This window comes from Polaromonas sp., from assembly GCF_016185115.1.
In the GTDB taxonomy this organism is placed as follows: Bacteria; Pseudomonadota; Gammaproteobacteria; order Burkholderiales; family Burkholderiaceae_C; genus Polaromonas.
This window is the reverse complement of record NZ_JACPOF010000004.1, coordinates 212,845-226,657: the sequence shown is the minus strand read 5'-3', so window position 1 is coordinate 226,657 and position 13,813 is coordinate 212,845. Positions and strand designations below refer to the sequence as shown.

Here is a 13,813-nt window from a genome sequence, read left to right as displayed (position 1 = left end):
TGGCGTCAATCAGACAGCTGCGTCGTCTTCCTCACCCGTGCGTATACGCAAAACGCGCTCCACGCTGGTGATGAAAATCTTGCCGTCACCGATTTTTCCGGTCCGTGCAGCGCGCACAATGGCCTCCACGCAGCGATCAACCTCATCGGTTTTAACCACGACTTCAACCTTCACCTTGGGAAGGAAGTCGACCACATACTCCGCACCCCGGTACAACTCGGTGTGGCCCTTCTGGCGGCCGAAACCCTTCACCTCTGTCACGGTCAGGCCGGTCACCCCGCATTCAGCAAGTGCTTCACGGACCTCTTCCAGCTTGAAGGGTTTGAGGATTGCGGTAATTTGTTTCACTAAAGGTCTCCGTTAAATAAAGCTGGTCAGCCACATCTTTGGCATGAATGTAGCGCCTATTCGGCCAAACGTCTCCGGGAGCCGCTTCAAGCCCTGAATTTGCTGGTGATAGGGTAGCGCCAATCCTTGCCGAAACTCCTGTGAGTTACCCGGATTCCAACCGGCGCCTGCCGCCGTTTGTACTCATTGATCTTGATCAGCCGCGTGACGCGCTCGACCACTGCAGGCTCGAAACCTGCGGCGATGATGCTGTCAATGCTCTGGTCGTTTTCCATATAGCGCTCCAGGATCGCATCCAGCACCTCATACGCCGGCAAACTGTCCTGGTCGGTCTGGTCGGGCCTGAGCTCGGCACTTGGCGGCCTGGTGATGATGCGCTCGGGGATGGGCTGGCCGCCTGTACCGTAGGGGTCGTTCTCATTGCGCCAGCGCGCCAGCCTGAACACCGTCGTCTTCAAGAGATCCTTGATCACCGCAAAACCGCCCGCCATATCGCCATACAGGGTGCAATAACCGGTGGCCATTTCACTCTTGTTGCCGGTGGTCAGGACGATGGAGCCAAACTTGTTGGACAGCGCCATCAAAAACACGCCACGGATACGCGCCTGGATGTTTTCCTCGGTGGTGTCTTCCGCAAGGCCCCTGAATTCCCCTGCCAGCGAGGTCTTGAACGCCTCAAACTCCGGAACGATGGATATCTCGTCATAACGCACCTTCACGCGTGCAGCCATCTCGCGTGCGTCAATCCAGGAGATATCTGCCGTGTAGGGCGAGGGCATCATGACCGTACGGACCTTGTCCGCACCCAGCGCGTCCACGGCTATGGCCAGTACCAGCGCGGAATCAATGCCGCCCGACAGACCAAGAATCGCCCCAGGAAAGCCGTTCTTGCCCAGATAGTCGCGCACGCCAAGAACCAGGGCATCCCAAAGGTCTGCCTCGGGGCTGCGAACCGGTGCCACATTTGCCGCCAGCTCAATGCCCGACGGAATCCGGCGCGCTTCAATATTGAACAAACTCTCCCTGAAACTTTCAGCCCGCCCGGCCAGGGAGCCATCGGCCTTCAGGGCAAACGAGCCACCTTCAAACACAATTTCGTCCTGGCCGCCCACCAGATGGGCATAGACCAGCGGCAGCCCGGTGGCCTGTGCACGGGCGGCCATCATGACCTCCCGCTCCCCACCCTTGCCCACGTGGAATGGCGAGGCATTGATGACCACCAGCATCTCGGCCCCAGACTCCGCGGCAAGCCTGGCAGGTTCTTCAAACCAGGCATCCTCACAGATCAGAAGCCCGACGCTGATGGCGTCCTCGCCCTCGCCGGCCTGAAAAACACAAGTCCCCTTGCCCGGCGTGAAGTAACGCCGCTCGTCAAACACCTGGTAGTTGGGCAACTCGCGCTTGGCGTATGTTTCAATGATGCGCCCCTCACGCAGCACCATGGCGGCATTGTGGCGTTGCTGGACCTCCACACTCCTTGTGCGCACGCCCAGGCCGCTGTCACCGTGCGTAGGCGTGCCCACCACCACCGTCAGGCCTTTTAACCCGGCCAGCGCATGGGCCACCAGATTCACGGCATCATCACAGGCGCGGATGAAGGAAGGACGCAAAAAGAGATCTTCGGCCGCGTAGCCGCAGATGGCCAGCTCCGGCGTGACCACCAGTCGCGCCCCTTCAGCGTAGGCCGTCCGGGCGGCTTCAATGATTTTCTGGGCGTTACCCGGCATGTCGCCCACGCAGTAGTTCAATTGGGCGACGCAAATTTTGAGTGACATAAAAGAAGAGATGGAACCCGCAAACACGTGAAAAACGACTCAAACGATTATGTCATTCGTGTGCTGGACTCACCAATGGACGTAGACGCGTCAAGATGGAATGAATTGCTGGCCGCACAGGACGACGACGGCTCACTCAACCCCTTCATGCGTCACGAATACCTGGCAGCCATGCACCAGAGCGGCAGCGCTGTTCCAGAGACGGGCTGGACACCCCGCTTCATCACCTTGTGGCACGGCCAGGAGCTGGCAGGAGCCTGTGCGGTGTACCTCAAGGCCCACTCCTACGGGGAGTATGTTTTCGACTGGGCCTGGGCCAATGCCTATCAGCAGCATGGGCTCAGCTACTACCCCAAGGCGCTGGTCGCAGCACCCTTCACCCCGGTACCCGGTGCACGCCTGCTGGCCCGCACTCCTGAGGAGCGCAAACAGCTGGTCAAGTCGCTCATTGCGTGGTGCGAAGACAGAAAGCTGTCTTCATTGCACCTTTTGTTTGCTGCGCCGCAGGACGTGGCAGCCTGCCAGGAGGCGGGCATGATGCTGCGCCACACGGTGCAATTTCACTGGACAAACCGGTCGACCGGCGAGCTTCCGCCCTATCGCGATTTTGAAGATTTCCTGATGGCACTTACTCAGGAGAAACGGAAAAAGATCCGCCAGGAGCGGCGCAAGGTCGCCGATGCGGGCATTACCTTTCGCAGTCTCAGGGGCCGGGCCATCAGCAGCCAGGACTGGGATTTCTTTTACCAGTGTTATGAGCGCACTTATTACGAGCATGGCAATGCGCCCTACCTGAGCCGCGATTTTTTCCAGCGCATGCAGGACACCATGCCGGAAAACTGGCTGCTGTTCATCGCCGAGCATGCCGGAGCCGATGGTGTCCAGCCGGTGGCAGCAAGCCTGGTTGCCATCAGCGAAGCGCGACCTGGTTCCCGGCACAAGCCGGTTGCCTACGGGCGGTATTGGGGCGCACTCGCCCGCGTCGACTGCCTGCATTTTGAAGCCTGTTATTACCAGCCGCTGGAATGGTGCATAGCGCAAGGCTACAACCGCTTTGAGGGCGGGGCGCAAGGGGAGCACAAGATGGCGCGCGCGCTGCTGCCCGTGAAAACGACCAGCGCCCACTGGCTTGCCCACCCGGCCTTCGCAGATGCCGTAGAGCGTTTTCTGGAACGTGAGGGCACCGGTATCGACGGCTATATGGACGATCTTGGGGGACGCAATCCATTCAACTCAAGCCATCGAAATGGCCACCAACGGCCCGAAGAGGGCGAGTGACGCAGCAAGTACAAGTGCTGGCAAACCAAAAGAGTGCAACACGCGCCCTCATTCGTTGCGAAATTGCAAATTTTCAGGTTTATTGCACCAAAATAGTTCCCGGCTTTTAGCCCCAAATGTAAGATTGAGTTGGTTGCATCTCGTCAACTCATCCAACAGGAAATCCAAAAATGAAAAAAATCTTGATCGCTTCTGCGCTTGCTGCAACAACAATGATGGCAGCGCCTGCATTTGCCCAGGGTTATATCGGTTTCGGCGTCGGTTCCGCCAAACTAACCGGTGTCGACGGCAACCAGGGCATTGCACCTTCAACCCTGAGTGGCGGAAACACCAGCCGCAGCCTGGTCAAGGTGTACGGCGGCTACCAGATCACGCCTAACTGGGGCATCGAAGCTCAGTACTCCGACCTCGGCACCCGCGACCTGATCCTTCGCAACGCGGCAGGTGTCACGACGGCAACCGGTTCGTACAAGAACTCGCAGTTCAGCATCGCCGGCACCGGCACGCTGCCACTGAGCTCCAGCTTCTCGTTGTTCGGCAAACTGGGCGTCACCGCCAATGCCAACCAGTTGACCGTCGTAGGTGTGCGCGATAGCGGTAACACGACTTCCCTGCTGCTTGGCCTGGGCGTTGCCTACAACATCACGCCAGCACTGTCTGCACGTCTTGAATACGAAGACTTTGGCAATGTGGCAAAAGATGCGCCTGGCGGCACCGTTCGTGCCAGCGGTTATTCCTTGAGCCTGAAGTACGCGTTCTAATCAACGTCTTCAGCAAAAAAGCCGGGTCTTGACCCGGCTTTTTTTCGTCTGGGAATCCGGCCGGAGGCAAAATGGACGCCGCCCGCCATGCACGACATCACACCCGTCCCCGCCCTGCCGCTCGGCCGCGCCCACGCGCGGCGTCTGCGCGAAATCTACCGCTCCGCCGGCTGGCCCTGCCAGGACCTGCTGGAAATAGAGTTGCTCGCTGCAGGCCTGCTGGAGCGAATTGGCAGCGACAGCGGCCATGAAACACTGCGCGTGACCGACGAAGGCATGGCCCATCTCGCCGGCGCGCTTGTGCGAAACCGCTCGGCCCTTTCAAAACACGAAGCCCTTGTAGAACAGGTCGCCCGCGACATGGTGCGCGCCGGGCGCATCGCCTGGCGCGGCCTGGGCCTGCGCGCCCAGTTGCCCCCGCAAGCCGAAGGCGGCAAGTTGCGCTGGTGCATGGCAAGGCCCGATGTCTTCTCAATCCGCAACACCTCCGTCGCCGAGTATGTGGACCCGGTCGTGCATGAGATCAAGGTGCACCGCTCGGACCTGCTGGGCGACCTGCGCAAGCCCGAAAAACGTGCCGCCTACCTCGATCTGGGCGGCGAGTGCTGGTACGTACTGGGCTGCGACGCCAAAGGCCGTCCGATTGCCACCGCGGAAGAAATTCCTGCGGAATGCGGCGTGATGCTCTCGCAAAACGGCAACCTGACCGTCATGCGTGCCGCGCCCCGGCGCCAGAGACAGGCGCTGCCCTACGGCGTCTGGCTGGCACTGGCCAAGGCCACGCCGGTCTCCGGCCTGACCGATGATGACCAGGGGTTGCTGGCCTGCGATTGAGTGACCACACAGCCAACGCCTGACCAAATCTGCCAAATTTTAATGTTTACGGCAAAAATTTAATGCAGGCATTAAATTTTCTAAAATTGTTAACATGGAAGTTAACATTTCTGCTTTCATGCCTGCCTAAACCGGGTGAGTGCTTAAAAAACAGGCAAAAACGGCCTGTTTTCAGGCATCAAATCGGCTGAAGCCCTTTAAAATCGCACGTGGCATGCTACAAAATTTATAGTATTTTAGATGCTCGCAGCCCTTCACCGCGATTGAGCCGGGACCGCCGGAGCAATCGCGGCGAACCCTGATGCCGCCTCAACCCAGCCCGGTTAACGTGCCTGATACGGAGACAACAACAATGAGATCACTGACCGGCCTGGACGCGACCTTTCTCTACCTTGAGACACCCGAAATGCCCATGCATGTGGGCTCTTTCAACCTGTGCGAGCTGCCGGCCGGCTTCAAAGGCAGCTTCCACAGGGAAGTCACCAGACATATTGCCCAGCGCATGCATCTGGCGCCGGTCTTCAGCCGCAAGCTGGTGTTCATGCCGCTGGACCTGGGCCACCCGATCTGGGTAGAGGCTGATTCAGTCGACATCAGCTATCACGTGCGCCGCGCCGGGCCGACCCGGGCAAGCACAGCCCCCATGACCCTTGCAGAGGCCCACAAGCTTTGCGCGCGGCTGCATGGGGAACTGATAGACCGCAACTACCCGCTCTGGGAGTTCCATATCTTTGACCGCATCAAGCTGCCCGAGTCACAGGGCGGCAAGGTGGTCGCCGGCTTCTTCTCCAAGATTCACCATGCAGCGCTGGACGGCAAGGGCGGGGTCATGCTGGCCAACGCCCTGCTGGACACCGGACCGGTGCCGCGCGAGGTGCCGCCGCCTGATCCCAACCGCCGCCGTGAGCTGGAGTCCGACCTCAAGCTCGGCAAGATGATCGGCTCGGTGTTCTCAAGTTCGCTGGGGCAACTCGTCAAGGCCGCCAGGTCCCTGCCCTCTGCTGCCAGTACCTTCGGGAGCACGCTCGCCAGGCAATCAGTGGGCACCGCGGCCACCGGCGTGAAGGCCAAAATGCCCATGAAACTCGCGCCCGCCACGCCTTTCAATGTCGGCATCACAACCGGCCGGGTGTTCGTCACCGCCACGGTGCCGCTGGCCGAGTGCAAGGCCATGGGCAAGGCTGTGGGCGGCTCCTTCAACGATATCGTGCTGTGGCTCTGCTCGACTGCCCTGCGCAATTACCTCACGCAACACCACAGCCTGCCGAAAAAATCGCTGGTTGCTGCCATGCCCGTCTCGTTGCGCGAGGCAGGCGCAACTGATGCATCAAATCTGGGCAACCAGGTGAGCATGAGCCTGGTTGAACTCGGTACGCACCTGGCCCAGCCGCTCAAGCGCATGAACGCCATCATGGCCTCGACTGCAAAAGTCAAAACATCCATGCAAAGCCTCAAGGGTCTTTTGCCAACCGACTACCCTTCCCTGCTGGCGCCCTGGCTGGTCGGCGGCGCCGCCAAAATGGCCCTGAACGCCTATGGCAAGAGCGGCATGGCCAGCCGCCTGCCCATGGTGGCCAACCTGGCGATTTCAAATGTGCCCGGCCCGTCTGTCCCCCTGTATCTTGCGGGCGCCCGCTTCCTGAGCTTTCACCCGCTGTCCATCATCATTCACGGGCTGGCGCTGAACATCACTATCCAGACCTACGACGGGCATGTCGATTTCGGCATCATTGCGGACAAAAAAGCCCTGCCGCATGCCAATGACCTGGCCAAAGCGATTGCAGCCGCCTTTGCCGAGGTACAGCGCCTGTTTGCGACGGCCAACCCGCAAGCAGTCACAAAGGTGACGAAAAACGCAGTCAAAGCAGGCTCATCAGAGAAAACCACCCCTGTTAAAACCGCGAAGCGCCCTGATACTGCAGTCAAGCCCACAAAAGCAAAAGTGTCCGATGCCCCTATCCATGGCAAGTCAACCGTTAAAAAAGCAACAGCCAAAAAACTCACCCGCAAGCCCGTTGGAAAATAATCAGTCCACACCCCACGACCAGCCTCCCAGCGCCTGGCTGCTGGCGCTCGAGCTGCGTGCGTTCTGGGAATTCGGCGCACTGTTGCCCTCATGGCCCTTGCTGGCTCGCGCGCCAAAGGGTGATGGTCATGCCGTGATGGTGTTCCCGGGGCTCTCCGCCAACGATGCCTCCACAGTGCCGCTCAGGCACTATCTGCAGTCGCTCAACTACAAGCCCTGGGGCTGGGAACAGGGTTTCAACTTCGGCCCACGCGCAGGAGTGCTCGACGAAGCCAAAAACAACCTCATCCGCACCTTTGAAAGCACCGGCAAAAAAGTCAGCCTGATCGGCTGGAGCCTGGGCGGCGTTTATGCGCGCGAACTGGCCAAGGAATTGCCGGGGATGGTGCGCGGCGTCATTACGCTCGGTACGCCCTTTGCCGGCTCGCACAAGGCGACCAACGCCTGGCGCATTTACGAGCTGGCCAGCGGACGCAAGATTGAACGCGAAGCGGAAAGTTATGACCTGCCAGGGGCACCGCCCGTGCCGACCACCAGCATCTATTCACGCACCGACGGCGTGGTGGCCTGGCAGGCCAGCATCCAGGCACCAGACAAAACAAGACCACATACCGAAAACATAGAAGTGCTGGCCAGCCATATCGGCCTGGGTGTGAACCCCAGCGCGTGGTGGGCGGTGGCTGACCGGCTGGCGCAGCCCGAAGGCCAATGGAAGCCTTTTGCACGACAGGACAAAGGCCGTCTTCTCGGCTTGATTTATCCGGACCCTGCCCGCAGCCGCTGATGCAGCTTCAAAAGTAAAAAAGGCCCGTCGGGGCCTTTTTTTATGGAGCAATCGTGCTGCTAGAAATCATGCACATTGAACTGGTAATCCGCCGTGACTTCGCCCAGCAGGCTCAAGCCAGCATCAGGCGCTGACCGCAACGCCCGGGAAATCTTCCGGTTGAAGCCGACAAGGATTTCCTTGGCCTTGTCTGCAGATTCCGGCGTGACGCCCTGGTCTTCGTACTGCACAACATAACCGTGCGCGGCAACGCCGATCACAAAGTAGAAAGCTGCATTGGCAGCGTCTTCCTTCATCAGGCGAAAGGCATCCTTGTAAAGAAGCTTGAAGGAATCGGTACCCGATTCAGCCTTTTCAAACCTGCCTGCCGATTCATCAAAATTCATTGCGTGGCTCCTGAATAACAAGGCCATCATTGGCCCGCGGTGCATACGGTATCAGCAAATCTCAGGCGTTGGCCTTGGCGTAGTTGGCGATGCCGTCCGAGATTTCCTTGTGGGCCGCATCTGTGCCTTCCCAGCCATTGATCTTGACCCACTTGCCTTCTTCGAGGTCCTTGTAGTGCTCAAAGAAATGGGCAATGGTCTTCAGGCGCAGCGGATTCATGTCTTCAGGCTTTTGCCACTGGGTGTACAGCGAGCATTTCTTGTCGATGGGCACAGCCAGCACCTTGCCGTCTTCGCCGGCTTCGTCGGTCATCTTCAGGATGCCGATGGCGCGGCAGGTCACCACCACGCCAGGGATCAACGGCACCGGCGTGATCACCAGCACGTCGACAGGGTCGCCGTCGCCGCTCAGCGTCTTGGGCACATAACCGTAGTTGGTCGGGTAGTGCATGGACGTGCTCATGAAGCGGTCCACAAAAATCGCCCCGGACTCCTTGTCCACCTCGTATTTCACCGGATCGGCGTTCATCGGGATCTCAATGATGACGTTGAAAGCTTGGGGTGCGTTTTTGCCGGGAGTAACTTTATCGAGGGACATGTTTGCTTTGAGGTTAAGGAAAAGGGATTTGATACGCGCCGTGCTGCAGCGGCTGGCGCTGGCACATGCTGAAAGGGATGGTCGGTATTTACCCTCATTTTACTGATTCAAGCCTTACGTCCGCGGAAGTTGTCACATTTTCAAGTTAAATTTCAGGGGTTGGCCAATCGTCTCCATGGCAGTTTTTCAGGAGCGACGAGGAAGCAACGCAGCGGGGGCACCGCTAGCGTGGCGCCCCCTCCAAGCGAAAAACGACACAGGAGATTTTTTATGACAGGCAACTCAGCGCTTATTCTTGCGCTCGTCTGCGGGCTGGTAGCCGTGGCTTACGGCATCTGGGCACGCAGCTGGATTCTTTCCCAGGACGCGGGCAACGCCCGCATGCAGGAAATCGCAGCAGCCATCCAGACCGGCGCAGCCGCCTATCTGGCGCGGCAATACAAAACCATTGCCATCGTCGGCGTCGTCCTCGCCGTATTGATTGGCCTTTTCCTCGACGTCAAGACTTCTCTCGGCTTTATTGTCGGCGCGGTTCTGTCCGGCGCCTGCGGTTTTATCGGCATGAACGTCTCGGTGCGCGCCAATGTGCGTACCGCTCAGGCCGCGACCAAAGGCATTGGCCCCGCGCTTGACGTCGCCTTCCGCGGCGGTGCCATCACCGGCATGCTGGTGGTGGGCCTGGGCCTGCTGGGCGTGACCGGTTTCTACTGGTTCCTGGCCGGCAACGGCAACATGACCCCGGACAAGAGCCTGGTCTCGCTGCTCAACCCACTGATCGGATTTGCCTTCGGCTCATCACTGATATCCATCTTTGCGCGTCTCGGTGGCGGCATTTTCACCAAGGGTGCTGACGTGGGCGCCGACCTGGTGGGCAAGGTCGAAGCCGGCATCCCTGAAGATGACCCGCGCAACCCGGCCGTGATTGCCGACAACGTGGGCGACAACGTGGGCGATTGCGCCGGCATGGCTGCCGACCTGTTTGAAACCTATGCCGTCACGCTGATCGCCACCATGGTGCTGGGCGCCCTGTTGCTGACCGGCGCCGGCGCCACGGCAGCGGTTTACCCGCTGGCGCTGGGCGGCGTGTCCATCATCGCGTCCATCATCGGCTGCTTCTTCGTCAAGGCCTCGCCGGGCATGAAGAACGTGATGCCCGCGCTCTACAAGGGCCTGGCGATTGCCGGCGTGCTGTCGCTGATTGCCTTCTACTTTGTCACCATGTGGCTCATGCCCGACAACGCCGTGACGGCCACCGGCACGCAAATGCGCCTGTTCGGCGCCTGCGCGGTCGGCCTTGTCCTGACCGGCGCACTCTGCTGGGTGACCGAGTACTACACCGGCACGCAATACAAACCCGTGCAGCACATTGCACAGGCATCGACCACCGGCCATGGCACCAACATCATTGCCGGCCTGGGTGTGTCCATGCGCTCCACCGCCTGGCCCGTGATTTTTGTCTGTATCGCCATCATGGTGTCGTTCAAGCTGGCTGGCCTTTACGGCATCGCCATTGCCGCCACCTCCATGCTGAGCATGGCCGGTATCGTGGTTGCGCTTGACGCCTACGGCCCCATCACCGACAACGCCGGCGGCATAGCCGAGATGGCCGAACTGCCCAGCAGCGTGCGCGACATCACCGACCCGCTGGATGCCGTGGGCAATACCACCAAGGCCGTGACCAAGGGTTACGCCATCGGTTCTGCCGGCCTCGCAGCATTGGTGCTGTTTGCCGACTACACGCACAAGCTCGAAAGCTACGGCCGCGCCATCAGCTTCGATCTCAGCAACCCCATGGTCATCATCGGCCTCTTCATCGGCGGCCTGATTCCCTACCTCTTCGGCGCGATGGCGATGGAAGCCGTGGGCCGCGCAGCCGGTGCGGTGGTGGTTGAAGTGCGCCGCCAGTTCCGCGACATCAAGGGCATCATGGACGGCACCGGCAAGCCCGAATACGACACCGCCGTTGACATGCTCACGACCGCGGCCATCAAGGAAATGATGATCCCCTCCCTGTTGCCCGTGGTGGTGCCGATTCTGGTCGGTCTGGTTCTCGGCCCACAGGCACTCGGCGGCCTGCTGATGGGCACCATCGTGACCGGCCTCTTTGTGGCGATCTCGATGTGTACCGGCGGCGGCGCCTGGGACAACGCCAAAAAGTACATCGAAGACGGCCACCACGGCGGCAAGGGCTCTGAAGCACACAAGGCGGCCGTGACTGGCGACACCGTCGGTGACCCGTACAAGGACACCGCTGGCCCGGCAGTGAACCCGCTGATCAAGATCATCAACATCGTGGCGCTGCTCATCGTGCCCCTGATGATGAAGTTCCACAGCGGTGAGGCAGCAGCCGCGCCGGCTGCACCGATGGCGGCCCCGGCTGCGATCAGCGCACCGGCCATGGCGCCCTCCTCGTCCATGCCACCACTGGGTAATACCACGCCTACCGTCATGCCAACGCCGGCAGCTTCAAAATAAGCCAAGGCTCCCGACAAAAAGCCCGCTCACGCGGGCTTTTTTGGTTGGAAGAATCGTATTTTTTAAAGCCATGCAACTCAACTACATCGCCAACACCTCAGTCCCTTCGTCTTCAGGCAAGACCATCCCCGTGCTGGACCCGTCCGACGGCCAGGTTTTTGACGAGATCCAGCGCAGCAATGCCGCCGACATCGACACCGCCGTACGCGCCGCACGTGATTGCCTGGACCTTGTCTGGCACCGCGTCAGCGCTGCAGAGCGTGGCCGGCTGCTTATGCGACTGTCGGCAAAGATTGCCGCGCACGCCGATGAACTGGCGCTGATAGAGCAGCGCGACTGCGGCAAACCCGTCAAGCAGGCAAAGGCCGATGCGGCGGCGCTGGTGCGCTACTTCGAGTTTTATGCAGGTGCCTGCGACAAGCTGCACGGCGAGACCATTCCCTACCAGGACGGCTACAGCGTGATGACCTGGCGCGAGCCGCACGGCGTGACGGGCCACATCATTCCCTGGAACTACCCGATGCAGATTTTTGGCCGCAGCGTGGGCGGCGCGCTGGCTGCAGGCAATGTGTGCGTGGTCAAACCGGCTGAAGACGCCTGCCTGTCACTGATTCGTGTGGCCCAGTTGGCGGCTGAGGTGGGCTTTCCCGCAGGCGCCCTCAACATCGTCACGGGTTACGGCCATGAAGTCGGCGACGCGCTGGCGCGCCACAAGGGCATAGACCACATCAGTTTTACCGGCAGCCCCAGCGTCGGCACCTTGATACAGCAGGTCGCCGCCGAACGGCATTGCCCGGTCACGCTTGAGCTGGGCGGCAAAAGCCCGCAGATCGTCTTTGCCGATGCCGACCTGGACGCCGCCATCCCGACCATCATCAACGCCATAGTCCAGAACGCCGGCCAGACCTGCTCGGCGGGTTCCCGCCTGCTGGTGGAGCAGTCGATCTACGAGCCGCTGCTGGAGCGCCTCGGCCAAGCCTTCGAAAACCTGCGCGTCGGCCCTGCCGCGATGGACCTCGACGTCGGCCCGCTGATTCGCCAGAGCCAGCAACAACGCGTATGGGATTTTCTGAGCGATGCGCAGGTCGCCAACATCCCCATGGTGGCCCAGGGGCAGATCGTTGACGAAGCGCCCGACACCGGCTTCTACCAGGCCCCCACCCTGCTGCGCGATGTGCCGGTCATGCACCGGTTGGCGCAGGAAGAAGTCTTTGGCCCGGTGCTCTGCGCCATGAGCTTCAACAACGAAGAGCACGCGGTCGAACTCGCCAACGCGACACGGTTCGGCCTGGTCGCAGGCGTCTGGACACGCGACGGCGCACGCCAGTTCCGCATGGCCAAACAAATCAAAAGCGGCCAGGTCTTCATCAACAACTACGGTGCGGGCGGCGGGGTCGAGCTGCCTTTTGGCGGCGTGAAGTCGTCGGGCTATGGCCGCGAGAAGGGGTTTGAGGCGCTTTACGGCTTCACCACGCTCAAGACCGTGGCGATCAGGCATGGCTAGGACTGAAAATCGCGCCAAACTCAAATTTTGCCGTATACGTTAAAAATTCGCCGAGAGTTAACTTATATATTAACTTTTGCCTTTTCAATGGCACCGTGGACTTCAAAAAATGCAAAAGAGGCCTGAAAAAGGCCATTTTCAGGTGCCAAATCAGGCTACAGGCCAATGAATACGGACGTGAGCAGCTACGAAATTTATAGCAATTTCACCCTGGCCCAGCCTTGAGTTCAGAATCAACAGAGAGACAAGAAACCACCATGCGCGTCAAAAACAAATCCATCATCGTCACCGGCTCGGGCGGCGGCATAGGCGAAGGCATTGCACGCCGGCTGGCTGCCGAAGGCGCGCAAGTGATCGTCAATGACATCAATGTGGCGCTGGGCGAGAAGGTGGTCGCGGCCATCGTCAAGGCTGGCGGCACGGCCTCCTTCTTCGCGGCCGATGTCACCAAATCTGCCGAGGTGAAGGCGCTGGTCGAAGCAGCAGTACAGCGCTACGGCAAGCTCGATGTCATGGTCAACAACGCCGGCTGGACGCACCGCAACCAGCCCGCGCTGGACGTGAGTGAAGACGAATTCGACAAGTGCTACGCCATCAACGTCAAGAGCATTTACCTCGCCACCATCCACGCTGTGCCGGTGTTCCGTGCGCATGGCGGCGGCAGTTTCATCAACATCGCATCAACCGCCGGTGTGCGGCCCCGCCCGGGGCTGACCTGGTACAACGGCTCCAAAGGCGCAGTCATCACCACATCGAAGTCGCTTGCTGCCGAACTGGGCCCCGACAACATCCGCGTCAACTGTATCAACCCGGTCTTCAACCCCGACACCGGCCTGTCAGCTGAATTCGCGGGCGGCCCGGTCGATGAAGACCGCAAGGCCAGATTCAGGGCCAGCATTCCGCTGGGCCGCTTTTCAACCGCGCTCGACGTCGCCAATGCCGCGCTTTACCTGGCCAGCGATGAGGCAGACTTCATCAGCGGCGTGTGTATTGAGGTCGATGGAGCTCGCTGTGTCTGAGCCCAAATAGCCGCAAGTACCGCTG

At 60.2% G+C, this 13,813-nt stretch carries 12 protein-coding genes; 8 read left to right on the top strand and 4 right to left on the bottom strand.

Annotation, left to right across the window (positions count from 1 at the left end):
• Nucleotides 1-9 precede the first annotated feature (9 nt).
• Both HYX42_RS01780 and HYX42_RS01775 read right to left on the bottom strand, forming a co-directional pair.
• Nucleotides 10-348, bottom strand: coding sequence for a P-II family nitrogen regulator (locus HYX42_RS01780; RefSeq protein ID WP_293398883.1), 339 nt, complete (start codon nucleotides 346-348; stop codon nucleotides 10-12).
• Nucleotides 349-434: 86 nt separating this feature from the next.
• Nucleotides 435-2,123 carry an NAD+ synthase gene (locus HYX42_RS01775; protein ID WP_293398882.1) on the bottom strand — a complete coding sequence of 563 codons (1,689 nt, stop codon included), beginning with the start codon at nucleotides 2,121-2,123 and terminating at the stop codon, nucleotides 435-437.
• 75 nt (nucleotides 2,124-2,198) lie between these two features.
• Here HYX42_RS01775 and HYX42_RS01770 point away from each other — a divergent pair, with 75 nt between their 5' ends.
• The 5 genes from HYX42_RS01770 (at nucleotide 2,199) to HYX42_RS01750 (ending at nucleotide 7,806) form a co-directional block, all read left to right on the top strand.
• Nucleotides 2,199-3,401, top strand: coding sequence for a GNAT family N-acetyltransferase (locus HYX42_RS01770; protein WP_293400000.1), 1,203 nt, complete (start codon nucleotides 2,199-2,201; stop codon nucleotides 3,399-3,401).
• Nucleotides 3,402-3,571: 170 nt separating this feature from the next.
• Nucleotides 3,572-4,162 (top strand): outer membrane beta-barrel protein, encoded by a 591-nt coding sequence (locus tag HYX42_RS01765; protein ID WP_293398881.1) that lies wholly within the window; start codon nucleotides 3,572-3,574, stop codon nucleotides 4,160-4,162.
• A gap of 87 nt (nucleotides 4,163-4,249) precedes the next feature.
• Entirely contained in the window at nucleotides 4,250-4,996 is a 747-nt protein-coding gene (locus HYX42_RS01760; RefSeq protein WP_293398880.1) for a hypothetical protein, read from the top strand.
• 352 nt (nucleotides 4,997-5,348) lie between these two features.
• A complete protein-coding gene (locus HYX42_RS01755) occupies nucleotides 5,349-7,022 on the top strand; it encodes a wax ester/triacylglycerol synthase family O-acyltransferase (RefSeq protein ID WP_293398879.1) in 1,674 nt (557 codons plus the stop codon).
• Nucleotides 7,012-7,806: an alpha/beta hydrolase gene (locus tag HYX42_RS01750; protein WP_293398878.1), complete on the top strand. Its 795-nt coding sequence runs from the start codon at nucleotides 7,012-7,014 to the stop codon at nucleotides 7,804-7,806. The genes HYX42_RS01755 and HYX42_RS01750 overlap by 11 nt, the downstream gene beginning before the upstream one ends.
• Before the next feature lie 59 nt (nucleotides 7,807-7,865).
• Here the strand turns inward: HYX42_RS01750 and HYX42_RS01745 are convergent, their stop codons facing one another.
• Complete coding sequence (locus HYX42_RS01745) at nucleotides 7,866-8,192, bottom strand: hypothetical protein (protein ID WP_293398877.1); 327 nt, start codon at nucleotides 8,190-8,192, stop codon at nucleotides 7,866-7,868.
• Between the two features lie 61 nt (nucleotides 8,193-8,253).
• Nucleotides 8,254-8,790, bottom strand: a complete 537-nt coding sequence (gene ppa, locus HYX42_RS01740; RefSeq protein ID WP_293398876.1) for an inorganic diphosphatase — start codon at nucleotides 8,788-8,790, stop codon at nucleotides 8,254-8,256.
• A gap of 270 nt (nucleotides 8,791-9,060) precedes the next feature.
• Here ppa and HYX42_RS01735 point away from each other — a divergent pair, with 270 nt between their 5' ends.
• The 3 genes from HYX42_RS01735 to HYX42_RS01725 all read left to right on the top strand — a co-directional run bounded on the left by HYX42_RS01735 (nucleotide 9,061) and on the right by HYX42_RS01725 (nucleotide 13,788).
• The gene (locus HYX42_RS01735) at nucleotides 9,061-11,265 is read left to right on the top strand and encodes a sodium-translocating pyrophosphatase (protein ID WP_293398875.1); all 2,205 of its coding nucleotides are present in this window, start codon (nucleotides 9,061-9,063) and stop codon (nucleotides 11,263-11,265) included.
• Between the two features lie 70 nt (nucleotides 11,266-11,335).
• Complete coding sequence (locus HYX42_RS01730) at nucleotides 11,336-12,769, top strand: aldehyde dehydrogenase family protein (protein WP_293398874.1); 1,434 nt, start codon at nucleotides 11,336-11,338, stop codon at nucleotides 12,767-12,769.
• Between the two features lie 257 nt (nucleotides 12,770-13,026).
• Complete coding sequence (locus HYX42_RS01725; RefSeq protein WP_293398873.1) at nucleotides 13,027-13,788, top strand: SDR family oxidoreductase; 762 nt, start codon at nucleotides 13,027-13,029, stop codon at nucleotides 13,786-13,788.
• The last annotated feature ends 25 nt before the right edge of the window (nucleotides 13,789-13,813 follow it).

Coding starts and splice junctions, on each gene's coding strand:
- HYX42_RS01770 (WP_293400000.1), top strand. CDS start 2,199: ATGGACGTAGACGCGTCAAGATGGAATGAATTGCTGGCCGCACAGGAC.
- HYX42_RS01730 (WP_293398874.1), top strand. CDS start 11,336: ATGCAACTCAACTACATCGCCAACACCTCAGTCCCTTCGTCTTCAGGC.
- HYX42_RS01765 (WP_293398881.1), top strand. CDS start 3,572: ATGAAAAAAATCTTGATCGCTTCTGCGCTTGCTGCAACAACAATGATG.
- ppa (WP_293398876.1), bottom strand. CDS start 8,790: ATGTCCCTCGATAAAGTTACTCCCGGCAAAAACGCACCCCAAGCTTTC.
- HYX42_RS01775 (WP_293398882.1), bottom strand. CDS start 2,123: ATGTCACTCAAAATTTGCGTCGCCCAATTGAACTACTGCGTGGGCGAC.
- HYX42_RS01760 (WP_293398880.1), top strand. CDS start 4,250: ATGCACGACATCACACCCGTCCCCGCCCTGCCGCTCGGCCGCGCCCAC.
- HYX42_RS01745 (WP_293398877.1), bottom strand. CDS start 8,192: ATGAATTTTGATGAATCGGCAGGCAGGTTTGAAAAGGCTGAATCGGGT.
- HYX42_RS01735 (WP_293398875.1), top strand. CDS start 9,061: ATGACAGGCAACTCAGCGCTTATTCTTGCGCTCGTCTGCGGGCTGGTA.
- HYX42_RS01755 (WP_293398879.1), top strand. CDS start 5,349: ATGAGATCACTGACCGGCCTGGACGCGACCTTTCTCTACCTTGAGACA.
- HYX42_RS01725 (WP_293398873.1), top strand. CDS start 13,027: ATGCGCGTCAAAAACAAATCCATCATCGTCACCGGCTCGGGCGGCGGC.